Source organism: Actinomyces timonensis (assembly GCF_040702965.1).
Taxonomy (GTDB): domain Bacteria; phylum Actinomycetota; class Actinomycetes; order Actinomycetales; family Actinomycetaceae; genus Actinomyces; species Actinomyces timonensis_A.
The window spans coordinates 2,323,665-2,347,327 of sequence record NZ_CP159989.1 but is presented as its reverse complement, the minus strand read 5'-3'; the positions used below and the strand labels follow the sequence as shown (position 1 = coordinate 2,347,327).

The 23,663-nt window shown below is 73.2% G+C and carries 18 protein-coding genes, 1 tRNA gene and 2 riboswitches; of the genes, 13 read left to right on the top strand and 6 right to left on the bottom strand.

From position 1 onward, the window contains the following. Positions 1–89 precede the first annotated feature (89 nt). Positions 90–2,243 (top strand): SGNH/GDSL hydrolase family protein, encoded by a 2,154-nt coding sequence (locus ABXS69_RS10120; protein ID WP_366180525.1) that lies wholly within the window; start codon positions 90–92, stop codon positions 2,241–2,243. Here the strand turns inward: ABXS69_RS10120 and ABXS69_RS10115 are convergent. Both ABXS69_RS10115 and ABXS69_RS10110 read right to left on the bottom strand, forming a co-directional pair. After that, complete coding sequence (locus ABXS69_RS10115; protein WP_366180524.1) at positions 2,213–3,895, bottom strand: DNA repair helicase XPB; 1,683 nt, start codon at positions 3,893–3,895, stop codon at positions 2,213–2,215. The two genes, ABXS69_RS10120 and ABXS69_RS10115, sit on opposite strands and share 31 nt — an antisense overlap. A gap of 68 nt (positions 3,896–3,963) precedes the next feature. After that, positions 3,964–5,133, bottom strand: coding sequence for an ATP-binding protein (locus tag ABXS69_RS10110; RefSeq protein WP_366180523.1), 1,170 nt, complete (start codon positions 5,131–5,133; stop codon positions 3,964–3,966). Between the two features lie 140 nt (positions 5,134–5,273). Here ABXS69_RS10110 and ABXS69_RS10105 point away from each other — a divergent pair, with 140 nt between their 5' ends. Beyond that, positions 5,274–7,382 carry a helicase-associated domain-containing protein gene (locus ABXS69_RS10105; protein ID WP_366180522.1) on the top strand — a complete coding sequence of 703 codons (2,109 nt, stop codon included), beginning with the start codon at positions 5,274–5,276 and terminating at the stop codon, positions 7,380–7,382. An 82-nt stretch (positions 7,383–7,464) separates the two neighbouring features. After that, positions 7,465–8,796 carry a DUF3027 domain-containing protein gene (locus tag ABXS69_RS10100; RefSeq protein ID WP_366180521.1) on the top strand — a complete coding sequence of 444 codons (1,332 nt, stop codon included), beginning with the start codon at positions 7,465–7,467 and terminating at the stop codon, positions 8,794–8,796. Here the strand turns inward: ABXS69_RS10100 and ABXS69_RS10095 are convergent. After that, on the bottom strand, positions 8,737–10,032 hold the full coding sequence (locus tag ABXS69_RS10095) for a TIGR04053 family radical SAM/SPASM domain-containing protein (protein ID WP_366180520.1): 1,296 nt from the start codon (positions 10,030–10,032) through the stop codon (positions 8,737–8,739). The genes ABXS69_RS10100 and ABXS69_RS10095 overlap by 60 nt on opposite strands. Continuing rightward, positions 10,029–10,991: an NAD(P)-dependent oxidoreductase gene (locus ABXS69_RS10090; protein ID WP_366180519.1), complete on the bottom strand. Its 963-nt coding sequence runs from the start codon at positions 10,989–10,991 to the stop codon at positions 10,029–10,031. The genes ABXS69_RS10095 and ABXS69_RS10090 overlap by 4 nt, the downstream gene beginning before the upstream one ends. Positions 10,992–11,074: 83 nt before the next feature. On the opposite strand from ABXS69_RS10090, the gene ABXS69_RS10085 reads away from it, so the two are divergent. The 10 genes from ABXS69_RS10085 (at position 11,075) to ABXS69_RS10040 (ending at position 22,183) form a co-directional block, all read left to right on the top strand. Continuing rightward, positions 11,075–12,550: an NCS2 family permease gene (locus ABXS69_RS10085; protein ID WP_366180518.1), complete on the top strand. Its 1,476-nt coding sequence runs from the start codon at positions 11,075–11,077 to the stop codon at positions 12,548–12,550. A gap of 433 nt (positions 12,551–12,983) precedes the next feature. After that, on the top strand, positions 12,984–13,670 hold the full coding sequence (locus tag ABXS69_RS10080; protein WP_366180517.1) for a metal-dependent transcriptional regulator: 687 nt from the start codon (positions 12,984–12,986) through the stop codon (positions 13,668–13,670). Positions 13,671–13,888: 218 nt separating this feature from the next. Beyond that, positions 13,889–14,048, top strand: a riboswitch (cyclic di-AMP (ydaO/yuaA leader). Positions 14,049–14,051: 3 nt separating this feature from the next. Further along, positions 14,052–14,849, top strand: coding sequence for a C40 family peptidase (locus tag ABXS69_RS10075; protein WP_366180516.1), 798 nt, complete (start codon positions 14,052–14,054; stop codon positions 14,847–14,849). Positions 14,850–15,160: 311 nt separating this feature from the next. Next, positions 15,161–15,316, top strand: a riboswitch (cyclic di-AMP (ydaO/yuaA leader). Continuing rightward, on the top strand, positions 15,316–16,116 hold the full coding sequence (locus ABXS69_RS10070; protein WP_366180515.1) for a C40 family peptidase: 801 nt from the start codon (positions 15,316–15,318) through the stop codon (positions 16,114–16,116). It overlaps the preceding riboswitch by 1 nt. A 186-nt stretch (positions 16,117–16,302) precedes the next feature. Then, positions 16,303–17,241, top strand: a complete 939-nt coding sequence (locus tag ABXS69_RS10065; protein WP_366180514.1) for a universal stress protein — start codon at positions 16,303–16,305, stop codon at positions 17,239–17,241. 60 nt (positions 17,242–17,301) lie between these two features. Next, a tRNA-Arg gene (locus ABXS69_RS10060) sits at positions 17,302–17,374 on the top strand. 188 nt (positions 17,375–17,562) lie between these two features. Next, complete coding sequence (locus ABXS69_RS10055; protein WP_366180513.1) at positions 17,563–20,619, top strand: hypothetical protein; 3,057 nt, start codon at positions 17,563–17,565, stop codon at positions 20,617–20,619. A 73-nt stretch (positions 20,620–20,692) separates the two neighbouring features. Beyond that, the gene (locus tag ABXS69_RS10050; protein WP_366181591.1) at positions 20,693–21,613 is read left to right on the top strand and encodes a hypothetical protein; all 921 of its coding nucleotides are present in this window, start codon (positions 20,693–20,695) and stop codon (positions 21,611–21,613) included. After that, positions 21,540–21,956, top strand: coding sequence for a hypothetical protein (locus ABXS69_RS10045; protein WP_366180512.1), 417 nt, complete (start codon positions 21,540–21,542; stop codon positions 21,954–21,956). The genes ABXS69_RS10050 and ABXS69_RS10045 overlap by 74 nt, the downstream gene beginning before the upstream one ends. Further along, entirely contained in the window at positions 21,953–22,183 is a 231-nt protein-coding gene (locus ABXS69_RS10040) for a transcriptional regulator (protein WP_366180511.1), read from the top strand. Before ABXS69_RS10045 ends, ABXS69_RS10040 begins: the two co-directional genes overlap by 4 nt. A gap of 147 nt (positions 22,184–22,330) precedes the next feature. Here ABXS69_RS10040 and mscL read toward each other — a convergent pair whose 3' ends face one another. Then, positions 22,331–22,723 (bottom strand): large conductance mechanosensitive channel protein MscL, encoded by a 393-nt coding sequence (mscL, locus tag ABXS69_RS10035; RefSeq protein WP_366180510.1) that lies wholly within the window; start codon positions 22,721–22,723, stop codon positions 22,331–22,333. Positions 22,724–22,873: 150 nt separating this feature from the next. Beyond that, on the bottom strand, positions 22,874–23,587 hold the full coding sequence (locus ABXS69_RS10030) for an SAF domain-containing protein (RefSeq protein ID WP_366180509.1): 714 nt from the start codon (positions 23,585–23,587) through the stop codon (positions 22,874–22,876). Positions 23,588–23,663: the final 76 nt, after the last annotated feature.

Sequence of the window (23,663 nt, the reverse complement as noted above, 5' to 3'; positions counted from 1 at the left end):
GGACGTCAGATGAATGCTACGATCCCCGGCGCCCAGAGCTCACGCTCTGCCGCCCAGAGTCCCTGCGCGCATAGAAGGACAACGATGTCATGGTGACCTCGCAGGCGGTGCCCGATGAGGACGCCAAGACCATTACGCCCGCCGGTGCGCGCCCGGACGGCCCTGGCGGGGCGCGCGCCGAGCTCTTCAACGACTCGCCGGACAACACCTGGGCGTTCACCGGGGGAGCCGACGTCGCCGGTGGCTTCTCGCAGACCCGGGGGGCCCGTAACTACGTCGGCCACTTCGAGGAGTACATCCGGTGGGACCGGGCCCCGAGCACGAACAAGGCGCGCGCGATGCAGCGCTACGCGGTCAACCTGGCCCGCCCCGGCGTGGTCCTGTCCGACGTCGTGGCGGACTTCGACACCCGTGTCGCGCCCCTGAGGCCGAAGGCCACCGCCTACCTCATCAGCCCTGACGACTACGCCGCCGGCGAGTCCGGGGCGCCCGCCTTCCAGGGTGCTCTCCGGCGGTTCATCGACAAGGCGGTCGCCGTGCGATCCGGCGCCTTCGCTGTCGTCCAACTGCCCTACCGGCCCAAGGAGGGGGCGGACCTCGCTGAGCGCTACGCGGCGGCCGCGAAGGACGTCGTCAACGAGTACGCGGCCACACCCGCGATCCACAGCAGGATCATCGTCGTCGACCACTCGTCCCAGACCACGGCCGACAGCGCCTTCACCTCCGCGGGGCTGAGGGCCGACTCCACGCTCACCGCCCAGGGCCACCTCATCCTGGGTCGCCAGCTCGCCGAGGCGACGATCGGCCTGACCTCCGACTTCCCCGGGAAGGGCGTGGCCGTCGATCGCGAGGAGATCCCCGCGCCTACGGCCTTCAGGGCCGAGGGGCCGACCGCCTCCCTCCAGTCCGGCGCCCTGTCGGTCTCGGTCCCCCAGGGGGTCGGCGGGCGCTGGCGCGTCGAGGCCCGGGTGATCCTGTCCGACGAGGACGCCGGCCTCGCCCCGCCGAAGGCCGGCACGACGCTCTCCTCCGCCTCGGTGGACGCCGGGGGGACCGCCTCGCTCCACGGCCTGCCGGGCACCGGGCGCGTGGAGATCACCACCGCGTCGGCCGACGGCGCCCAGCGGCTGGCGACGCTTCGCGGCGACCTCGCATCGGGCTCCTTCAGCCCCGCCGTCCCCTCGCCGATCGGGAGGCTCTCGGGCAAGCTGGGCCAGGGAGGCCCCCTGACCTGGCTGTTCATGGGGGACTCCATCACCCATGGGGCGCTGCACACCAAGGGCTACGACGCCGTCCCCCAGGTCGTGGAGAAGTACGTCCACGAGGTCCTGGGCCGCCAGGACGACGTGGTGGTCAACACCGCCGTGTCCGGGGCCACCACCGCCGACACCCTGGCGCAGATCGGGCCGCGCCTGGAGAACTACCCGGCCGACGTCGTCTCCCTGATGATCGGCACGAATGACTCCGTTGACGCGGCCACGCCCCCCGAGACCTACCGGAAGAGCCTCCGGGCCATTATCGAGCGCATCCGGGCGAAGAACCCCGACGCGGTCATCATCCTGCGCACCCCGACGCCGGGCTGCAGGAGTGAGCTGGTCAAGCCCTATGTCGCCATCATGAAGCGGCTCGGCGCCGAGGACGACGGGCTCGTCGTCGTCGACCAGTTCACCCGATGGCAGGAATCCGCGGAGTCCTACCCCTGGCTCATCAGCGACCCCGCGGACGCCGACAAGGTCGACCAGATCCTCATGGGCGACAACCTGCACCCCGGGTTCAACGGGCAGCGCTACATGGCCAGGCTCTTCCTGAGCGCCCTCGGCCTGTGGACCCCCGACAACGAGCAGGCCGCGCTCCAGTACGAGCCGGCCATCTCGGCGGCCCGGGCGGCCGCGCCGGGGATCACGACCAGCGCGGCCGCCCCGGGGACCACGGCCACCGTCGACCTCCAGCCGTTCACGCGGCCGCAGGCCGGCGCGATCGGCGACATCGCCGTCACGGTCTCCGGGAAGGACGAGGGGTGGTCGGTCGCCCGCGTGGTTCCGGCGGGGCGGGCGGAGGTCGTCTTCGAGGGCCTGCCCCATGCCTCCTCCTACGTCGCCACGGCCGTCGCGTACCGGACTGGATCTCCGGTCCGAGTGGTCTCGGGCGAGGCCAGCGCCCAAGGGCCGGGTGCGGCGCCGCGACCGCCTCAGCGCCCCGACCGGCCCTTCCCTCACAGGTCGTCGGCCTCGACGATCTCGTAGGCGTATCCCTGCTCGGCCAGGAAGCGCTGGCGATGGGCTGCGAACTCCTGGTCCTTCGTGTCGCGCGCGACGACGGTGTAGAAGCGCGCCTGGCGGCCGTCGGACTTGGGGCGCATGATCCGCCCCAGGCGCTGCGCCTCCTCCTGGCGTGAGCCGAAGGAGCCGCTGACCTGCACTGCCACGGAGGCGCCGGGCAGGTCGACGGAGAAGTTGGCGACCTTGGAGACCACGAGCACGGGGACCTTGCCTGCCCGGAAGTCGTCGTAGAGGCGCTGGCGCTGGCGAACGGTCGTCGCCCCGGTGATGATCGGCGCGCCCAGGTGCTCGGCCAGCTCCTCGAGCTGGTCGACGTAGGAGCCGATGACGAGCGCCTCCTCGCCCCGATGGCGCGCCAGGATCCGCTCGACCACCTCCAGCTTGCGCGGGCTCGTGGCGGCCAGTCGGTAGCGGTCCTCCGCCTCTGAGGTGGCGTAGGCCATCCGCTCCCCGGCGTCGAGGGTGAGGCGGACCTCGGTGCATACGGCCGGCGCGATCCACCCCTGGTTCTCCAGGTCCTTCCAGGGGGCGTCGTAGCGCTTGGGGCCGATGAGGCTGAAGACCTCGTCCTCGCGCCCGTCCTCGCGCACGAGCGTGGCCGTCAGTCCCAGGCGGCGGCGCGCCTGAAGGTCCGCCGTCATGCGGAAGACGGGAGCGGGCAGGAGGTGGACCTCGTCGTAGACGATGAGGCCCCAATCGCGCGCGTCGAGCAGGTCCAGGTGAGGGTAGACGCCCTTCCGCTTCGTCGTGAGCACCTGGTAGGTGGCGATCGTGACGGGGCGGATCTCCTTGCGCGATCCTGAGTACTCCCCGATCTCATCGGCGGTGAGGGTGGTGAAGCGGATGAGCTCCTCCTTCCACTGCCGCGCCGAGACCGCGTTGGTCACCAGGATGAGAGTGGTCGTGGATGAGCGCGCCATGGACGCCGCGCCCACGAGCGTCTTGCCCGCCCCGCAGGGCAGGACGACGACGCCGGAGCCCCCCGACCAGAAGGCGTCCACCGCCTGGCGCTGGTAGGGGCGCAGCGCGAAGGCCCCCGGGGAGCTGGCCGCCGCGCCGGCCGGGTCCTCGACCAGCGTGATCGGGTGGGCCTCGCCGTCGACGTAGCCCGCGAGGTCCTCCGCGGGCCAGCCCAGCTTGATGAGAGCCTGCTTGAGGCGGCCCCGCTCGGAGGGGTGGACGACGACGTCGGTGCCCCCCAGGCGCTCCCCGAGCATCCCCGCGGTGCGCTTGGAGCGAATGACCTCCTCGAGGACCGGGCGGTCCGTGGCGTGCAGCACGAGGCCGTGCGCCGGGTCGCTGAGCAGCTGCAGGCGGCCGTAGCGGCCCATCGTCTCGGCGATCTCGGTGAGCAGGGCGTGGGGGACGGGGAAGCGGGAGTAGGTGACGAGCACGTGGACGACCGTCTCCGCGTCCAGGCCCGCGGCCCGCGCGTTCCACAGCGCCAGGGGCGTGATCCGGTAGGTGTGGATGTGCTCGGGGGCCCGCTCCAGCTCGGCGAAGGGCGCGATGGCGCGGCGGGCGCCGTCGGCGGCGGGATGGGCGACCTCAAGCAGGACGGTCTTGTCGCTCTGGACGATGAGGGGGCCGTCGGGCGGGCCGGACGTGGCGGGCATGGGGGGAGTATCGCGCGCCTGGCGCCGAGGAGGGCGCGAGCGCTCGCCCGCGTCGGTGGAGCCGGCCCCTACTCCCCATGCTGCCGGGAGATGAATCCGGCCATGCCCGGGACTGAGAAGGCGACGACGCCGTGCTCGGGCGCGTGCACGATGCCCTTGCGGATGAGGGAGCTGCGGACCCCGCTCTGGCTCTGGATGGTCCGGTTCAGGCGGCTGGCGACCTCGCCGCTGCCGATACCGTCCTCGCCTTCGGGGCACATGGCCCGCAGGTAACGCCTCTCCGCCTGGGTCGTGCGGTCCCAGCGGGCGCGGAAGAACCCGTTGTCGAGCTGGGTAAGACCTGAGGCGACGCCGAGCTCAGCCGCGTTCCCATCGATGCGCCTGCCGGATGCGGCGTTCCACGCCTCCTGCCCGAACTGCTGGATGAAGTACGGGTAGCGCCCGGAGTGCTCCACGACGTGCGACAGAGCGTCGTCGTCCCACCTCACACCTTCCGCCTTCGCGGGATCGGCAAGCGCCGCGGCGGCGCCATCCGGGTCAAGGCGCTCGACCTTGACGAATCGGAGCCTCTCAGAATAGGACCGCGCTTCCGAGAGCGTCTGTGGGAGGCTGGGAAGGCCAGCGAGCGCGAAGAGCACCGGCCAGTCGTCCTGGGCCGCGGCGTGGGAGACGGCCACCAACGTGGTGAGGTCCTCGGTTGAGAGGTCCTGCGCCTCGTCGATGAGCAGCGCGAGCCCACCGCCCTCCTCCGCGGCTGCGAGCGAGACGTCCTTGAGGGTCTTCTTGAGATCCGTCTCAAGTACTCCCGAGTCGGCACCGCCGCCGCTCTGCCCGCTCAGGTCGACGCCGAAGGACCAGGAGCCCGTCTGGTCGTAGGAGGCTTTGAAGGAGAGGGCGGTCTTCAGGGCGCGCAGCACGCGCGTGCCGGCGGAGGGGCGCGCGAGGTCACTCAGGGGGCCGTACAGCCCCTCGCCCACAATCTCACGAAGGCCCTTGCCGGTCCCGGCCTCGACCTGGACCGTGATCCACCCGCGCTTGTCCGCATCGTGGCGCAGGCGGGTGAGGAGGACGGTCTTCCCGACTCCGCGCAGCCCGTAGAGCACGAGTGGTTGGTCCGTCATCCCGCGCTCGGCGCGACGCAGCATGATGTCCCAGACGTTGATGACGTCATCGCGTCCCACGAGCGCGACAGGTCGGCGACCTGCCCCGGGAACGTAGGGGTTCAGCACGGGGTCCATGAAGCCCTCCGAATTCTATAGAACTATAGGCGAGTATATCTGTTTTCAGATACACGTGTATACGGGTGTATCTGACTGTAGAAGTATAGTAGAAGTCGTCGGCACGAGGTGAGATGGCGCGGGGCTGTACCGTTGGTGGGGTGAGCAGTGAGGAGGCGCGGCGGCGCGCGGCGAGCGCACCAGTCCCAGCGACGGTGGAGGACCTGGCCGCGCGCCTCACCGGCCTGGCCGACCGCGAGATCGCCGCGCTCCTCCTGGCCCGCCCCGATCTCCTCTCCCCGCCGTCGCCCTCCTTCACCGCGCTCGCGGCCCGCGCCGCCGGGCGAACCAGCACTGACCTCGCCCTCGCCCAGCTCGACGCAGCCGCCATCGCCGTCGCCGAGGGCCTCGTCGGCCCCGTCCCCGGGCAGGCGGGGCCTGCCGGCGCTGCCAGCGCTGATGACCTCGCCGCCATCCTCGCCGACCGACTCTCCCTGCCCCTCGAAACCGTCGCCAGCCGGCTCTCCGAGCTCTCCCGCCTCGCCCTGACGATCTCGAACCGGCCCGCCCCCGGCCTCGCCGAGGCCCTCGCGCCCGTCGCCGCTTCCTGGCCCCCGCCCACCGAGGCCCTCACCGGCCCCAGTCCCGACTCGCTGGCCATCATCGAGCCCCGGACCGTCGCCGCCGAGTCCGCCCAGCGCGCCGAGGAGGCCGTCCGCCTCGTCACCGCGCTCCTGCGCGAGTGGTCGCGCGAGCCCGGCCCCCTCCTGCGCACCGGCGGCGTCGGCGTGCGCCCCCTGGCCCGCACCGCTGAGGCCCTCGCCCTGGCCCCTGCCCAGGCCGCCACCGTTATCGAGATCGCCGCCGCCGCGGACCTCCTCGGCCTCGACGACGACGGCGCCGCCTGGCTCCCCGCCGCCCCCGCCATGGCCTGGCTCGCCCACGACGACGCCCCGCCCCTGCCCGAGCGCTGGGCCGCCCTCGCCGCCGCCTGGGCCTCCAGCGCCCGCACCCCGTGGCTGGTCGGAAGCCGCGGTGAGGACGGCGCCCTGAGGGCAGTGCTCGGCGACGCCGCCGAGGCCCCCTGGGCCCGCTCCCTGCGGCACCGCGTCCTGCGCCTCCTGGCCGTGCTGCCCGACGGCGCCTCCGCCACCCCCGGCTTCGTGCGCGCGACCCTCACCGCGGCCCGCCCCCGCCGCGCCATCCCCGAGGGCGCCATCACCGCGATCCTCGCCGAGGCCGAGCTCCTGGGGATCACGGGCGCCGGTGCGCTCTCACGCGCGGGCCGCGCCCTGGCCGAGCGCGAGTCCCTGGGCGCCGATGCGGATCCGGCCTCCCTGGGCGCCCTGGAGGACGCGCTCGCCGCCGACCTGCCCGAGCCGGTGCCCATGCTGCTGGTCCAGTCTGACCTCACCGCGATCGTCCCGGGCCGCCCCGTCGCGCCGCTCGCCGCCCTGCTCGAGCGCAGCGCCGTCGTCGAATCGCGAGGCGGCGCCCTCGCCCTCCGATTCACCCCCGACTCCGTGCGAGGCGCCCTCGACGCGGGTCTGAGCGCCGCCGAGCTCCTCGACGCGCTCGGCGCCTACAGCCCCGCCCCCCTGCCGGGGGCGCTGGAGGCTCTTGTCGAGGACGCCGCGCGCCGCCACGGAGCGATCCGCGTGCGCCCCATCGCCTCGATCCTGCGCGTCCCCGACCCGGCCACCGCCGCTGGCCTCCTCGCCGAGTCCCGGCTGGCCGGCCTCGGCCTGAACGAGGCCGCCCCCGGGATCATCACCGCGACCGCCAGCGCCGGGCAGGTCCTGCGCGAGCTGCGGGCCACGGGGCTCGCACCCGTCATGGAGGACGGGCAGGGCCGCCTCGTCATCGACGGCGGCCCGGGCGGCGCCGATGGCGCGCGCGGCCGGGGCGCAGCGCCCGAGCCCACCCGGCCGGGGCGCGTCATCGCCTCCCGGCGCCGCGCCCCCGCCAGCCGGGAGCTCGCCGTCATGGTTGGCAGGATGCGCGCCGGCCAGGAGGCCCTCGCCGCCGCCGGTCCGGCCGTCGCCGCGAGCGACCCCGTCCACGCCCTGGCCGTCCTGCGGCAGGGGCAGGCCAACCGCTCCCTGCTGCGCCTGCGCCTGGCGGGACCCGACGGCGAGGTCCAGGAGAGGGAGGTGCGGGTGCGCGCCGTCGAGCCCGGGCGGGTCAGGCTCGCCGACGTCGCGCGCGAGACCGAGCTGACCGTCGCCGTCCACCGCATCGTCTCCGTGGCGCCGGTCAGCCGGGACTGACCGGCGCCCGGGCCTGTGGGGCGCGTCCCGCGACGGGCTCGTCGGCGGGCGGGGCGTGGACACCCCCTCTACACTGGGGCGCGTGACTGGAACCGAGAGCGCCGTGGCAGGCGCGACCTCCCCCGAGATGAGCGCGACCCCGCAGAGCCCTGAGGCGCCCGAGGTCCCCCGGGGAAGCGTCGGGACCGCCACCGACCCCGCCACCGCGGCCCTGGTCCGAGGGGGCTCGCTGCCCACGGCGTCCCAGGCCGCCCTTGCCGCCAAGGACCGCACGCTGACCAGCGCGACCGCCGTCGAACTCGCGCGGACCGCGCTCATGGAGATCACGATCCCCGAGACCATCGGGGCTCACACGGCTGCCCGCGCGGATGCCGAGCGCCTCGTCACCCACCTCTTCGAGTGCACCCTGGCCGGCTACCGCGGCTGGCGCTGGGCCGTCACGATGAGCCGCGCGCCGCGCTCGCGGACGGCCACCGTGGTCGAGCTCGAGCTGCTGCCCGGCGAGGACGCGCTCCTCGCCCCCGTGTGGGTGCCCTGGGCGGACCGCCTGGCCCCCGGGGATGTCGGCCGCTCCGACCGGCTTCCCCTGCGCGAGACCGACGAGCGCCTCGAGCCCGGCTGGGAGGCCACTGGCGACGAGGAGGGGGACAGGGTCGCCCTCGATGAGCTCGACCTCGGGCGCGCGCGGGTTCTCAGCCCCGAGGGCGTCCAGCGCGCCGCCCAGCGCTGGTACGACGGCGATCACGGACCCCACGCCGACGGCGTCCGCAAGGCCCACGCCACGTGCTCCACATGCGGCTTCTTCATCCCCATGGCGGGGCCCTTCCGGCAGGTCTTCGGGATCTGCGCCAACGAGTGGGCCCCCGACGACGGCGTCGTCGTCTCCCTCGACCACGGCTGCGGCGCCCATTCCGAGACCGATGTGCCCGACCAGGGGCCGGAGTGGCCGGTGGCGCCCTCCCGTGTCGACGAGGGCCGCATGGAGGTCGTCGCCTCCGACGGCCAGGACCTGCGCGGTGGCGTCCCATTGGATGAGATGACCGAGGACGCCCCTCCGGCTGGGGGAGCGGCGGGGCCCGTCGCCGAGCAGCCAGCCGAGGAGGCGGTCGGCCCTGCCGCCGACGAGGCCCCGCAGGCCCCCGGGGCCCCCGTCGGCGCCGCACCCGGGGACGAGGCCCGGGATCCCGCGGGCGATGATGAGCCGGGGCCCGCCGGCGCCGGCGAGGACCGCGCCGTCTCCGCGCGCGACGCCGTCGCGGGCCTGGCCGCCGAGCTCGGCGCGGAGCGCTCCACCGGGCCGGTCGCGCCCGCCGGGCCCGCGGACGGCCCCGATGCCGAGGATGAGGCGGCTGACTCAGCGACCGGCCTGAGCAGCCTCGCCGACCTTGAGGCTCTCATGCCCACCCGCGCCTGAGCCCCCGCCGACCCCGCTCATGAGCGCGGCGACGTCGTCGGGGAAGGGGAAGCTGCCGGGGCGGTAGTTGCAGGAGGCGTCCTCCGCGTGGAGATCGCCGGTCATGTTGTAGGCGCGCGCCCGACTGCCGCCGCACACGGCCTTGTACTCGCAGGCCCCGCAGCGACCCTTCAGCAGCCCCGGGTCGCGCACGCCGGTGAACACCTCGGAGCGGCGGTAGATCTCGGTCAGCGAGGAGTCGCGCACGTTCCCGGCGCTCTTCTCCAGGAAGCCCGAGGGCGTCACCTCCCCGGTGTGGGAGACGAACACGAAGCCGCTGCCCGAGCTCACGGTGATCGGGGGGCGCCGCCGCCGGGGCCCCGAGTCGAGCCCGAGCCCGGTGATGTGCTCGCGCAACTGGCGGTACAGGGGCCCGTACCCCATGATCCGCATCATCTCCTCGTCGGTGACTCCCCGATCGGCGAGAACCCTGCGCTGGAGGCACACGCGCCGGAAGTGGTGCCCCTCGGTGGTGCGCACGGGGACGGCCTCGCCCATGTCGTAGAAGGCGCCGAGCACGTCCTCCACCTCATCGGCGCCCAGAGCGCCCAAGTCGACGCCGCGCCCCGTGGGCACCAGGAGGAATCCGGACCAGGTCATCGCCCCGTGCTCGCGCACGAGCGCCGCGATATCCGGCAGCTCATGGACGTTGTGGCGCGCCACCACGGAGTTGATCTGCACCTTCATCCCCAGCTCGCGGGCGGCCTCCCAGCCGGCGATCGTGCGGTCGAAGGTGCGCTCCAACCCCCGGAAGGCATCGTGCGTGGCGGCCGTGGCGCCGTCGATGGACAGGGAGATGGCTCCGATCCCCGCCTCCTGCAGCTCGGCGAGCGCCTCCTTGGTGAGCTTGTCCGTCCCCGACGGCGAGAGCGCCACATGCAGCCCCAGTCCCGTCCCGTAGGCGGCCAGCTCGGCCAGGTCCGGCCGCTCGAAGCAGTCGCCCCCGGTGATGATGAAGATGACGGCGGGCTTGCCGAAGGCGGCCGCCTCGTCCATGAGCGCCTTCGCCTCATCCAGGCCCAGCTCGAGGGGGCTGCGCAGCGGCACGGCCTCGGCGCGGCAGTGCCGGCAGGCCAGGGCGCAGGCGCGGGTGGCCTCCCAGGTGACGAGCATCGGGCGCTGGGCGGGGTCATGGCGCTGGACGCGCACCGGCCGGGCGGAGGGGCGCCGGGCGGGGGTCGCGGGCGACGGCGTCATGACAGCCCCTCAATCGGCCCGCCCGCGGGCGAGCCGGCCACGATCCTGGCGTTGCGCACGATCCGCTCCATCGCGCCCACGGGGCGCCCGCCCGCGCCATGCGGGGTGAGGATGAGGTTCGGGGCGTCCCAGAGCGGGGAATCGGCCGGGAGCGGCTCCGGATCGGTGACGTCCAGGCCGGCGGCGGCGATCCTCCCCTCGCGCAGCGCGGCGTTCAGGGCGGGCGTGTCGACCGTGGATCCTCGTCCCGTGTTGACCACGACGGCGCGCCGCGGCAGCAGGGCCAGCCGTCGGGCATCGAGGGCCCCGGCCGTGGACGGCGTGGCGGGCAGGATCAGGACGAGCAGGTCAGTGGTGGGCAGGGCGGCGTCGATGTCGTCCACGGCGATCACCTCGTAGCCCGCACGCGTTCCCGCGCTGCGGGCCACCCCGCGCACCTGGGCGCCGACGGCGGTCAGCAGCCGCGCGGTGGCCTGGCCGATCGCACCGAAGCCCCAGACGAGCGCGTGGGCGCCGATGAGGGTGGTCAGGCGGTCGGGATCGCGCAGGGGCTGCGCCCCGCCGAGCTCGCGGGCCCACCGGTGCTCGTGCTGCGCCGCCAGCGCCCGGGGCAGTGATCTCGCGCAGGCCAGGGCGAGGGCCAGCGTGTGCTCGGCTACCGTCGCGTCGTGGAAGTGGCGCCCCGTGGTGATCGCGACGGAGTCGGGGAAGCCCGCGGCGAGGATGGCGTCCGGCCCGGCGGCGAGGGTCTGGATCCAGCGCAGGCTCGTCATGTGGCCGGCCATCTCCCGCAGGGTCGCGAGGGCCCGCGCGCCGCCCATTCCCCACAGGATCATCGCCTCCGCATCGCGGTGCTCGGAGGGAACTGGAGCGGTCTCATCGAAGACGACCACCTCGTGACCGTCGGCGACCAGCGGCGATGGATCGAGGTGGGAGGTGGATGTGAGCAGGATCTTCATGGGTTCATTATGGTTCGCCGCGCCGCGGCCGGCTCCTGATACGGCCTCGTGGCCGTCCCCGGGGTCTGCGACAATGGGGCAACGTGAGCACCACTTCGCCCGGGCGCGCCGCGCCCTCCCGCCCCGCCCCCTCCGCCTCGCTGCCGGCTCTCGACCGCTTCTTCCGTATCACCGAGCGCGGCTCTACCGTCGCCCGCGAGCTCCGCGGCGGCGTCGTCACCTTCTTCACAATGAGCTACATCCTCGTGCTGAACCCGCTCATCCTCGGCGGCGCTCTCGCGGGCGACGGTGATGTGACCAGCGCCAAGGCTAAGATCGCCGCCGGCACCGCGCTGATCGCCGGGGTCATGACGATCCTCATGGGCGTCGTCGCCAACTTCCCGCTGGCCATGGCCGCCGGGCTCGGCATCAACGCGATGGTCGCCTACACGATCGTCGGCAACCACGGCATGACCTTCGCCGATGCCATGGGCATCGTCATCATCGAGGGCGTCATCATCCTCATCCTCGTCCTCACCGGCTTCCGCGAGGCCGTCTTCCGGGCCGTCCCGCCCTTCCTGCGCACCGCGATCAGCGTCGGCATCGGCCTGTTCATCTCCCTCATCGGGCTGGTGGACGCCAAGATCGTGCGCGCCGGCGGCACGCCCCTCGAGCTCGGCCTGGGCGGCTCCCTCAAGGGCTGGCCCGTCATCGTCTTCCTGCTCGGCCTGTTCCTCACGATCATCCTGCACATCCGCAAGGTCCGCGGCGCCATCCTCATCGGCATCGTCAGCGCCACGCTCCTGGCCGTCATCATCGAGGCCATCCTGGGCCTGGGCGCCTCGAATGAGGGCTCCAACCCCACGGGCTGGGCGCTGAGCGTCCCCTCGTTGAACGGCAGTCCCATCTCCGTGCCGGACCTGTCGGGCCTGGGCCACTTCTCCCTTCTGGGCTCCTTCGAGAAGGCGGGCGCCGTGTCGATCGTCCTGCTCGTCTTCTCCATGATGCTCGCCGACTTCTTCGACACGATGGGCACGATGGTGGCCATCGGCGCCGAGGGGGGCCTCCTCGACAAGGACGGCAACCCGCCGCGCACCCGCGAGATCCTCGTGGTGGACTCCGTGGGCGCCATCGCCGGCGGCCTCGGCGCGGTGTCCTCCAACACCTCCTACGTGGAGTCCGCGGCGGGCGTCGGGGAGGGCGCGCGCACGGGCCTGGCGAACGTCGTCACCGGGGCCCTGTTCCTCGCCTCGGTCTTCCTGTCGCCGCTCGTCGCGATGGTCCCCTACGAGGCGGCCACCCCCGCGCTCGTCGTCGTCGGCTTCCTCATGATGACCCAGGTGGCCGACATCGACTGGAAGCGGCCCGAGCTGGGCATCCCCGCCTTCATCACCATCATCATGATGCCGTTCTCCTACTCGATCACCAACGGCATCGGGGCGGGCTTCCTCACCTACGCGCTCGTCGAGATCGCCGTCGGCCGCGCGCGCAGGGTCCACCCGCTCATGTGGCTGACCGCGGCGCTGTTCGTGGTCTACTTCACGATGTCGCCCATCAAGGAGATCCTCGGCCTCGCCTGAGCCGGCCACCGCCGCCAGCACGACCCCGGGGTCCTCCGCTCTCGCGGAGGACCCTGCCTGGTCCGCGCAGGGCCACGCCTTCGCCTCCCTGCGCTTCCGCAGCTACCGGATCTGGTTCTCCGCCGCCCTCGGGCGCGACGGCCGACGACGCCCCGGCTGATCGTCGGGGGAGCGCCGGCCGTCCTGGTCCCGACGGCGGCGCTGGTGCGGACGCGGCGCCACTGGTGCGAGGCGCTGGCCCACTCATCGACGCGCCCGTACCCGCGCATGACGGGCCCGCGCGAGCGCTCCGACGCCGACGGCAGCGCTCCGGGCCCCGCGCGCGAGTGACCGATATCCTTCTCCCAGTCCCCGCGCCCGACGAGAGGGGCGGCGCGAGGGCCTGGCCGCCCGTGCGGGCGGGGAACCGTCGTCGCAGGAGGCGCGAGCGAATATGAGCGAGCTCATCGACACCACCGAGATGTACCTCAAGACCGTCTACGAGTTGGAAGAGGACGGCGTCACCCCTCTTCGCGCGCGGATTGTCGATCGTCTCGACCACTCGGGCCCCACGGTCTCCCAGACGGTGGCGCGCATGGAGCGCGATGGGCTCATCAGGGTCGCGGAGGACCGCTCGCTGGAGCTCACCGAGGAGGGGCGGCGCCGGGCCACGGAGGTGATCCGCAAGCACCGCCTTGCTGAAAGGCTGCTGCTCGACGTCGTCGGCGTCGATCGGCGCTACATCCACGACGAGGCCTGCCGCTGGGAGCACGTGATGAGCGAGAGGGTCGAGGACCGGCTCGCTGAGATCCTCGGGGACGTGGCCTCCGATCCCTTCGGCAATCCCATCCCGGGCAGGCGGGCCGACCACCCCGCGCCGGGAGAGGATGAGGTGAGCGCCGACCGTGTGGCCCGCGACGGCGTCGGATCCGCCGTCGTGCGCCGGATCGGCGAGCCGATCCAGGCCGACGCCGAGCTCCTGGGCCTGATGGAGGACGCGGGGATCTGCGCGGGAGCGCGCGTGGGTCTGCGCGGATCGGCCGGGGGCGTGCGCATCGTGGGGCCCACGGGCATGCCGATCGTGCTTCCGGGCGACGTCGCCCGGCACCTCTTCCTGGAGCAGGGCGCCTCCGCGCGCTGAGTCCTCGACGCGATCGCCCTCGGCCGCCGCCGGTCAGGCCGTCAGTGGGCCTGACCGGGATGAATGCGCCTATGGGACCCCTAGGAGAGGGATGCCACACGGGGTCGCGCCCCTCAAGGCTTCACTCCTCCGCGGAACTTCGACTAGTGTCTGCGGTGCAGCCGATGCCCCGGTTGTGGAGAGAAGGGCGGAGCCAAACCCTGTCGGCGCCTCTCACTCCTGATTCCCACCCAGATCACCGGCAGGGACGGGGGAACCAATCCCCGGATGAGAGCGGGCCTCGTGCTCGCTCCTCCTTGGGGTGAATCCCGCCTCGGCGGGTAGGGCGTCTCCAGCCCGAACCCGACAGCTAACCTCGACGGCTCTCCAGGAGAAAATCCAGTGACTTCCAGCGTCAAGGCACGCCACCGCAAGGCCACTCGACCGATCACCCCGTTGTCGAGCACCGGTCCGGCCGCACGTCGCGGCATCGCCGTCGTCGCGTCCTCCGGTCTGGCTCTCACCATGATCGCCTCCGGCGCCAACGCCGCGAGCGACACCACCCAGCTCAACGAGTCCGCCGGCTCCCTCGGTGAGAACGTCGGCACCGCCGCCCTCGCCGCCCCGGCGCACGAGGCCGTCATCGCCAACGCGGCCGTCAAGGTCGCCAGCGACGCCCAGGTCGACGGCTTCAACCACGCCGTCGAGGCCGTCGCCGCCGAGGCCCCGGCTCCCGCCCCCACCGCCGCTGAGGCGACCACGGCCGCTGAGGCCACCGCCGCTGAGGCGACCACGGCCGCGACCGCTCCCGCTGCCGCCGCGGCAACCACGGCCGCGACCGCCGAGGTCGCCGCCCCGGCCGCCCCCGTCTCCGGGAGCTCCATCGTGGGTCTCGCGATGGCGCAGGTCGGCAAGGCCTATGTCTACGGCGCGGGCGGCCCCAGCGCCTTTGACTGCTCGGGCCTCGTCTCCTACGTGTACGCCAACGTCGCGGGCATCAGCGTCCCGCACTCCTCCGGCGCCATCCGCTCGGCTGGCACCGTCATCTCGGCCTCCGAGGCCCAGCCCGGTGACGTCCTCTGGTGGCCCGGCCACGTCGCGATCTATGCCGGTAACGGCATGATGGTCTCCGCCGAGTCCGAGAGCGTCGGCGTGCAGTACCTGGCCGTCCGCGGTGGCGCCACGTACCTCCGCCTCTGAGCGAACCGGCGGTCGGGCTGTACCGGTTCTGATTCCCCTCTCGGCCCCGCTCCCCCTCGGTGGGAGCGGGGCCGAGGCATTTTATGTGGTACTGGTCTCATCGTGAGGCGGCTCGTGCGGAGCGCTCGAATGAGGCTCTGAACTGGCCGGAACCCGCTGGAACGACGGGGAAGGGGAGGTGTCCTTGTGTGGCAGGTCACGATTATGTTGTTAACCTTCCTGTGATCCGCCGGTCGGTGCTCAGGTAGCCTCTCAGGTGTCGCGGGGCCTCCCCCTCGTGGCGCCCGAGCCGGGGCCCAGTCCCATCGTCCGGTCCGGGCTGGCGAACAACCAGCGATGGGGACGGGGGAACCGTTTCATGGGGCGCGGCCCTGACCGCGGCCCTCGGGGTGAGTCCCGCTTGACGCGGGTAGGGCGTCTCCAGCCCGAACCCGACAGCTTACCTCGGCGGCCATAGGAGAGGAATATGACCACCCATTCCCAGGCTCGTCACCGCGCCGCCACGCGTCCCGCGACTCCCCTCGCCGAGGTCGCGCCCGCCACCCGCCGCGGTCTCGCGCTGGCCGCCTCCTCCGGCCTGGCCCTGACCATGGTCGCCTCCGGTGCCGCCACCGCCTCGGTCGCAGCGCCAGCCCAGGCCTCTGCCGGTTCCCTTGACGCCTCCGGCCTCAACCACCTCGCCCTGGACGCTCATGCCGCCGTGACGACCAATGCCGCGATCGTCGTGGGGACCGATGTCCAGGCCGATGCCTTCAACCACGGCTCAGAGGCGGCTGAGGCCGCCGCTGAGGCCCCCAAGCCCGTCGTCGAGGCGCCAGCCCCCGAGGCCGCCCAGCCGGAGCGGGGCGCGGCCCAGGACAGCTCCTCGGCCCAGCGGAGCGCCGCTCAGGCGGCCCCGGCCGTCCAGGCGCGGCCCGCCGCCGCTCCCGCCGCCTCCGGCTCGAGCATCGTCTCCATCGCCATGCAGTACGTGGGCACCCCCTACGTCTTCGGCGGCTCCTCGCCCCAGGGCTTCGACTGCTCAGGCTTCGTCCAGTACGTCTACGCCCGGGCCGGCATCAGCCTGCCTCGCACCTCAGGCGCTCAGGCCGCCGCGGGCACCGCCGTCTCCATGGCGGAGGCCCGGCCCGGTGACATCGTCTACTACGGCTACCACGTCGGCATCTACGCAGGCAACGGCATGATGATCGACGCTGGAAACGAGTCCACCGGCGTCGTGTACCGCGAGATCTGGGGCAGCCCGACCTCGTTCATCCGGATCGGCTGAGGCCGGCTCGGACCTCAGCCACCACTTCGAGGGGGCGACCGCCATGGCGGCCGCCCCCTCGAACCGTGTTGCGGGGCCACGTCCACTGAACCTCCCCTTCGTGTGCTGTGCCACAGGTATGCTTGGGGGCACCTGGTTCGCCGGACCCCGGAGGGCCGGGGCGTCCGATGGAAAAGGCAGGGAACCATGGCTGAAGACAAAGTCGTCCTCGTTGGCGTCGACGGATCGCCCGAGTCTCTCGGCGCTGTCGACTGGGCGGCCGCCCGGGCGGCGCGCGAGGGGTGGCGGGTCCACATCCTGTGCGCCTACTCGCTTCCGTCGTTCACCGCCGCCTCGCTCGACGGTGGCTACGCGGCCTTGGACGACACCGCGATACGAGCCGGTGCCCAGGCCGTCGTCGACGAGGCCGTCGCCCGCGCCCAGCAGGCCGGCGTCGCGGTGACCAGCTCGCTCGAGACGGGCGACCCCGCCGGAGTGCTCGTGGACCTCTCCTCTGATGTCGCCCTGGCCGTCGTCGGCACCCGTGGCGGCGGCGGTTTCGCCGACCGCCTGCTCGGCACCGTCTCATCTGCCCTCCCCGCGCATGCCAAGTGCCCCACCGTCATCGTCCCCCGCCACACCACCGGTGCGGCCTTCACCCCGGTCAAGAGGATCGTCGTCGGCGTGGACGGCTCCGGCTCCGCTCGCAAGGCGGCGTGCCGGGCCGTGCGCGAGGCTGAGGCCTGGGGCGCCCAGCTCACAGCCGTGGCCGCCGTACCCATGAGCACCGGCAGCGGGGCGCTCGCATGGCTGCCAGCGGCCGTGGACCGCCAGCAGGTCCTCGCCGACGTTCGAGCAGGCCTCGACCACGCCGTCGCCGAGGCCCTCGAGGGCCACCCCGGGGTGATGGTCCGCCGCCACGCGCTGGACGGCAATGCCGCTGAGCTCCTCGCCGAGTTCTCCACGGCCGTCGACCTCGTCGTCGTCGGCTCGCGCGGTCGCGGCGGCTTCGCGGGACTCCTCCTGGGCTCGACGAGCCAGGCGGTGCTCTCGCACGCGGCCTGCCCGATCATGGTGGTGCCCGCTCGCGCCAAGGACGACGACTCGGCGGTCACCCGCTCGAACGTCCCCTGGGAGCGCGCCTGAGCGAGCAGGGGCGCGCCGGTCGCCGGTCGGCGCGGCGCGCTGGTAGGCTTACCGCGCCCCGCCCTCGTAGCTCAGGGGATAGAGCACCGCTCTCCTAAAGCGGGTGTCGGACGTTCGAATCGTCTCGGGGGCACGTAAAACCCTGGTTCACCAGGGGAAACGGATCGGGGTCCCGGGTCGCGAAAGCGCCCGGGACCCCGATCCGCTCTCGTGCCCGCATCTCCTTGGTCCATGGTCCGCCCTCCGCCGCGGGTTTGCCGACGCGGCGCCACCCCGGGGCGCCTCGGGCAGGAGCGCGCCGGGCGCGGATATTGTCGGGGCATGGCGCCTTCACTCTTCTCCTTCGGCCGCGCTCGGCACAGCGCGGGCCACGCAGCGGGCGATCGCGTGGGCACCGCCGAGGGGCGCGCCAACGGGGACGGGCGCGAGTCGCGCGTCCCCGGCATCAGCAGCCCCCGGTCGGCGCCGACGACGCCGGAGGATCCCGCCCCCGCGTCCCCCACGGACCTCGACGACGACAGTCGGGCCCGCGTGGACGCCGCGCTCGCGGGCTGGCGAGAGGAGCTCGTCGGCCTCGGGGGAGTGGCCAGTCTCGACGACGTCTCCCTGCTCGACGGCGCCGTCGACCTCACCGCCGCCCATCCCTCGGGGCTCGCTCAGCTCTACGCCGGGCGCCCCACGCCCCTGTCCAGCCTCATCCGGGAGCCCACCGCCCTGGCCGCCGCCCGCAAGTCCGTGCGCAAGGTCGCCGGGCGCACCGACGTCCTCGCCAGGCAGTTCGGCGTCGCCCCCGTGTACCTCGCCATCGGGGTCGCGACCTGGACCGAGACCATCCGGGACGAGTCCCGGCGCGCTGGCGCCCGGGCGGCCGACGGCTCTGGGAGCGCTGAGAGCGACGGTCTGGGCGGGCCCGGCGGCCTCGATGCCGACAGTGATGCTGAGACGTCCCGCCATGAGAGCTCCGACCCCGTCCTCGCCTCGGCCCTGGAGAGCGCGCTCCCCTCGCGGCCAGCGGGCCCCCCGGGAACCGTCCGCACTGTCAACGCCCCCGTGCTCATGCGACCGGTCCGCCTCGCCAGCGCCTCTGCGGACGCGACCATCGCTGTCGACCCTTCCATCGAGGTCAACCCCGTTCTCACGCGCGCCCTGCGCCGCTATGGGTCGACGGCCGACATCCAGGCCCTGGCCCACGCCGCCCTGACCGCGGAGGGGTTCACCCCGCGCGCCGCCCTCACCCGCATCGCCGCCGCCTGCCGCGACTACCTGCCCGGCTTCGAGCTGCGTGAGCGGCTCGTCGTCGGCGCCTTCGTTCACCCGGGCCAGGCCCTCGTCGAGGACTTCGACGCCGTCGTCGACCGCGCGCGCCTCTCCGCGATCGTGGCCGCGCTGGTCGGCGTCGAGCCCGCCCGGCGGGCCCTCGCCGTCGATCTGCCTGCCCCACGGCGTGAGGACCGCGCCCCTGACGCCGAGCGCGGCGCGGGTGATCTCGACCCCGGTCAGCTCGACGTCGTCGAATCCGTCAGCCTGGGCGCCTCCCTCCTCCTCGACGCGCCCCCCGGGTCGGATGTGGCCGCCACGCTGGCGGCCGTCCTCGCCGACGCCGCCGCCACCGGGCGCACCGCCATCCACGTCCCGGCGACGAGCGGGGACGGCCATGCCGTCGCCCAGGCCCTTAAGGACCTCGGCCTGGGGGATCTCGTCGTCGATCTCACGGAGGACGCCAGCTGGCGCCGTCACGCCGCCGAGGCCGTCCAATCCGGGCTCGGCTCCCAGCCGCCCCAGCTCGACGTCCCCGAGATCCTGCGGGTTCGCCGGCGCCTGTCCGCCGTGCGCAAGCGCTTGTCCCGCTACGTGACGGCGCTGCACGCGCGGCGCGCACCCTGGAACGTCTCCGCTTACGAGGCCCTTCAGGCACTCGCCGAGCTCACCTCGTCGCGCTCGAAGGCCCGCACCACCGCGAAGATCGTCCCCGGACGACTCGAGCGCCTCGACGACGCCGGGCGCGAGCGCGCCTCTCGCATCCTCCACCGCGCCCACTCCCTCGGGATGCTCAACCCGGTCCAGGCGCCCTCGCCCTGGAGCGGACTGGCGCTGACCGACCTCGACGAGGTCACCGACGCCCTGGGGCGCCTGGGCCGCCTCGTTGACGACATCCTGCCCGCCGTCGAGACCCACAGCCGCGAGGTCTCCTCCCACACCGGGCTGCGGCGCGCCACGACGCCGACCATGTGGTCCGAGCAGCTCGACATGCTCGACGGCGTGCGCGACTCCCTCGACGTCTTCCTCCCCGAGGTCTTCGAGCGCTCCGCCGCCGACCTCGTCATCGCCACGGCCACCAAGCGGTGGCGCGAGGAGCGCAGCATCGTCATGAGCGGCTCCGCGCGCCGTCGCTTCACCCGGCGGGCCAAGGACCTCGTGCGCCCCGGCCGCGTCGTCGAGGACCTGCACGCCGAGCTCGTCAAGGTGCAGCGGCGTCGCGAGGAGTGGCGCCGCCACGATCCCGACGGCGGCTGGCCCACCCTCCCGCAGGGCTTGGACGAGATGCGCCGCACCTGCGAGCGCGCCATGAACGCCCTCACCGAGCTCCAGCCCCTCCTCGACCGCCATGACGGCTCCCCGGCGCTCGTGGACACGCCGCTCGCGGACCTGACGGACCGTCTTCGGGCCCTGGCCGATGATCCTGAGACCGCGCAGGCCCAGCCTGAGCGCAACCAGACGGCCATCGCCATCGACGAGTTGGGCATGGGCCCGCTCTTCGCGGATCTGCGCGCCCGCCAGGTGCCCGATGACGAGCTCGACGACGAGCTCACCTACTGCTGGTGGTCCTCCGTCCTCGCCCAGGCTCTCCGGGAGGACCCGGACATGGGAGGGCTGGACGCCAAGGCCCTCGATGAGCTTCTCCGAGAGCCTGCGCCGGCTCGACGCCGCCCAGTCCGCATCCCTGTCCGGTCCCGTCGCGCAGGCCTGCGCCCGCCGGGTGCGCGCCGCCGTCGAGGCCGACAAGCAGCAGGCCCGCTCCCTGTACATCGCCCTGTCCAAGGACGACGGCGTTCCCCTGCGCGACATCCTCGACGCCCATCCGGTGGCCTGGCTGGCGCGCCCCGTGTGGATCGTCCCGCCGACCCTCGTGCCGCAGGTGCTCGCTCCCAGCGCCGTCGTGGATCTGGCGATCCTCGACGCCTCCGCGAGCATGCCGGTCGCCCAGGCCCTGCCGGCCCTCGTGCGCGCCGAGCAGGTCCTCGTCATCGGGGATCCGCGCCGCGCGGAGAGGGGGCTCGCCGCCGAGCTCGGGCCGCTCCTGCCCTCGGTGACCCTCCCCACGGGCCGCAACCAGCTCGACGCCGGGATCGCCTCCTTCCTGGCCTCCAACGGCTATGAGGGCGTCGTCGAGGTGATCCCCGGGCCGCCGGGCGAGTCCACCCTGTCCCTCATCCGCGTCGATGGCCGCGGCATGCCCGCGCCCGGCAAGAGCGCCGTGGAGACCGTGCCGGACGAGGTGGACCAGGTGGTCGACGTCGTCATCGAGCACGTGCTGACCCGCCCCGATGAGAGCCTGGGCATCATCGCCCTCAACACCCGCCACGCCGACGAGATCCGTCGCGCGGTGGCCGTGGCGGCCGCCGAGTCCCCCGCCCTGGACGGCTTCTTCTCCGCCGGCGTCAAGGAGCCCTTCACGGTCATCGACCTGCGCGAGGCCCGCTCCCTGCGCCGTGACCGCGTCATCCTCTCCGTCGGCTTCGCGAAGACCCCGCACGGGCGCACCATTCACGCCTTCGGCGAGTTCGGCGAGCAGGGCGGCATGGTCGCTCTCGTGGAGGCCCTGTGCGCCTCCCGGGGCGCTACGACCGTCATCTCCTCCATCGGGGCCGAGGACCTCGATCCCGATCGACTGCGGGCGCCCGGCGCCAAGCTGCTGCGCGAGGTCCTTGCCCGCGCCGCCGGGGGAGGGACCCCCGTGGGCCCGGCGGAGAACGGTGAGCCCGATCGCCTCCTGGTGGATCTCGCCTGGCACCTGTGGCGCAAGGGACTCGTGGTGGTCCCCCAGTGGGGCGCCGACGGCGGGCCCCGCATCCCCCTGGCCATCGGCCACCCCGACTACCCCGAGGAGCTGTTCGTCGCCGTCCTGACCGACGACGACGACTACGTGGCCGAGCCGAGCCTGCGCCGCCGCGACCGCCACTGGGCCGAGCGCCTCGAGCACCGCGGCTGGCGGGTGCACCGCTCCTTCTCCGCCGGGGTCTTCGTCGACCCGGAGGCCGAGGCCCGCACCATCGAGATCATGATCGATGAGATCCTCGATGAGCGCTCCGCCGCCCAGGCCCGCCCGGAGGGTCCCGAGCTTCCCCGAGCGCATCGACGACGCCGCCGGTGAGGGCTCCGGCGAGGGTGCCTCCTCCCCGGGGACCGCTGCGGCCCGTGAGGCGAGGGCGGCGGAGCCCGCGGGGGACGAGCCGGCGCCCGCTCCCCGGGAGGCCGCGCCCGCCGGCGCGGCCGGGGCGGATCGGCGCGCGGCTCGCCCGCCGATCGCGCAAGGGCTGCCCCTCCAGGCATATTCCGACGACGAGCTCGATGACCTCGTCGCCTGGATCCGCTCCGACGGGATGGCGCGCAGCGAGGAGGAGGAGCTCGCCGAGCTCCGAGACGCCCTCGCCCTCACCCGCCGGGGGACCGGTGTGGACGCCGTTCTCGGCAACGCCGTGCGGCGGGGACGATGAGCGCTTCCGCGGCCGGTCGGTCCCGCGGGCGCCGAGTGGTCCTGCTCTCCCCTCAGGACGCCGCGCGGGTGGCGCGTGGCGAGATGACTGAGGAGGACGAGGAGAACGCGCGGCGCCGTGGAATCGATGCGCTCACCGAGGCCCGCGCCCGCGGGGAGGGCGCGCCAGGCGTCGGCAGCGCTAACGACGCGCGCCTGCGCGCCGAGGTCCCGCCCCACTGGTCCTGAGCCGCCCTCTCTCGTCCGCCGATACCGGTCTCGCGGGACGGCGGTGCGGGCAACGGGCCGCCGTGGTCACCAGCGGATAGCGCTGAGCCCCGCCGACCGGGTGGTCGGCGGGGCTCAGCCTCCGTTGGGAGCGCGCGGCTATCCCTCTCAGTGGTTGCGGGCGGCGAGCAGGTCGCGGATCTCGCCCAGCAGCTCGACATCGGTCGGCTCGGCGGGCTTGTCCTCCTCCTGCTTCTTCTGCAGGGCCCTCATCTTGTTCATCGGGACCACGATGCAGAAGTAGACGGCGGCGGCGACCAGGATGAAGTTGATGAGCGCGGTGAGGATCGTTCCGGGCTGGATGTAGGTGTCCGAACCGCTGTCGATCTTGAACTGAAGAACGGAGTCGAAGTTCGGGGAGCCGACGATCTGACCAACGATGTCCAGGATCACCTTGGTGATCGAGTCGACGATGGGCTTGAAGGCGCCACCGATGATGACGGCGACGGCGAGCTCCAGAGCGTTGCCCTGAGCGATGAACTCCTTGAATCCCTTGATCATGAGGGGAGAACCTTTCGGTGAGTGCGCACCCCGCAGGGGCGACAGGCGCGAGGCCGGGACGATGATCGACAGCCGGTTGGCTGCATCGGGCAGTCGGCGTCGGCTGAATATGCCGACGGATCAATGATCATCTCGACTGTGATGAGGTCGTCAGGGGCTCAGCGCGAGGCCGAGGGCGCCCTGCGTTGCCGCACCGACGATAAGGGTAGCGGTGTCCGCCGGAACAGCAAGTTCTACTACTGTGATCTTATTCCCTGAAAGAATCCTAGAAGCGTCACCTTCCGTTGTGGTAGCGATGACCCGTGCGCCGGAGCAGAGGACACTGGTCCCCTCGCCCGTTGAAACCGGCAATGGTGCAGAATCAACCGCCTGATCGCGGAGGGCGCCGGGGCTCGCGGGCGTGCTCGTGGCTGTGACTGGACTCTCACCGATGATGTCGACGATCGCACCCGGCTCCGCCAGCGCTCCCCCCACCGCGACAGGAACCTGGACGATCCGCTCGTCGTCGGCGATCCCCTGGGTGCGCGCCGAGCTCGTCATCGATTCCGTGAGGACGGTGCCCTCCTCCAGGCGGACCGCCGCCCTGCTCCCGATGATGCTCTCATCCGCCCTCCCCCGGACCGGCAGGGCCGCCCCTGGGACCGGGCGCCGCTCCACGTCCCCGGCCTCGATTCGCTCCCCGGCACCGATCGCCCGGGCGACGACCAGCGCGCTGCCGTCCGCCTGCGGCGAGGGGCGGAGCACGGAGAGCGCGAGCAGCACGGCTGTCCCCGCGCACGCGGCGATGACGAGGTGGCGCGCCCTCCACAGGCGCAACGATGGGCGAGTGGCGGGGGAGCGCTTGAGGCGCTGGCGGGGGCTCATGCCCCCAGGGTGGGCCCTCCGTGCGAGTGACGGATCCCCTCGTCCACAGGGCGCGGCGGCGGGTGAGCGCGCGCAC

Bases quoted from the DNA above. Each gene is read 5' to 3' on its own strand.
- ABXS69_RS10070 (WP_366180515.1), top strand. From the start codon at position 15,316: ATGACCACCCATTCCCAGGCTCGTCACCGCGCCGCCACGCGTCCCGCG.
- ABXS69_RS10055 (WP_366180513.1), top strand. From the start codon at position 17,563: ATGGCGCCTTCACTCTTCTCCTTCGGCCGCGCTCGGCACAGCGCGGGC.
- ABXS69_RS10040 (WP_366180511.1), top strand. From the start codon at position 21,953: ATGAGCGCTTCCGCGGCCGGTCGGTCCCGCGGGCGCCGAGTGGTCCTG.
- ABXS69_RS10110 (WP_366180523.1), bottom strand. From the start codon at position 5,133: ATGGACCCCGTGCTGAACCCCTACGTTCCCGGGGCAGGTCGCCGACCT.
- ABXS69_RS10080 (WP_366180517.1), top strand. From the start codon at position 12,984: ATGAGCGAGCTCATCGACACCACCGAGATGTACCTCAAGACCGTCTAC.
- ABXS69_RS10065 (WP_366180514.1), top strand. From the start codon at position 16,303: ATGGCTGAAGACAAAGTCGTCCTCGTTGGCGTCGACGGATCGCCCGAG.
- ABXS69_RS10120 (WP_366180525.1), top strand. From the start codon at position 90: ATGGTGACCTCGCAGGCGGTGCCCGATGAGGACGCCAAGACCATTACG.
- ABXS69_RS10090 (WP_366180519.1), bottom strand. From the start codon at position 10,991: ATGAAGATCCTGCTCACATCCACCTCCCACCTCGATCCATCGCCGCTG.
- ABXS69_RS10045 (WP_366180512.1), top strand. From the start codon at position 21,540: ATGAGCGCTCCGCCGCCCAGGCCCGCCCGGAGGGTCCCGAGCTTCCCC.
- ABXS69_RS10050 (WP_366181591.1), top strand. From the start codon at position 20,693: ATGCCCGCGCCCGGCAAGAGCGCCGTGGAGACCGTGCCGGACGAGGTG.
- mscL (WP_366180510.1), bottom strand. From the start codon at position 22,723: ATGATCAAGGGATTCAAGGAGTTCATCGCTCAGGGCAACGCTCTGGAG.
- ABXS69_RS10030 (WP_366180509.1), bottom strand. From the start codon at position 23,587: ATGAGCCCCCGCCAGCGCCTCAAGCGCTCCCCCGCCACTCGCCCATCG.
- ABXS69_RS10095 (WP_366180520.1), bottom strand. From the start codon at position 10,032: ATGACGCCGTCGCCCGCGACCCCCGCCCGGCGCCCCTCCGCCCGGCCG.
- ABXS69_RS10115 (WP_366180524.1), bottom strand. From the start codon at position 3,895: ATGCCCGCCACGTCCGGCCCGCCCGACGGCCCCCTCATCGTCCAGAGC.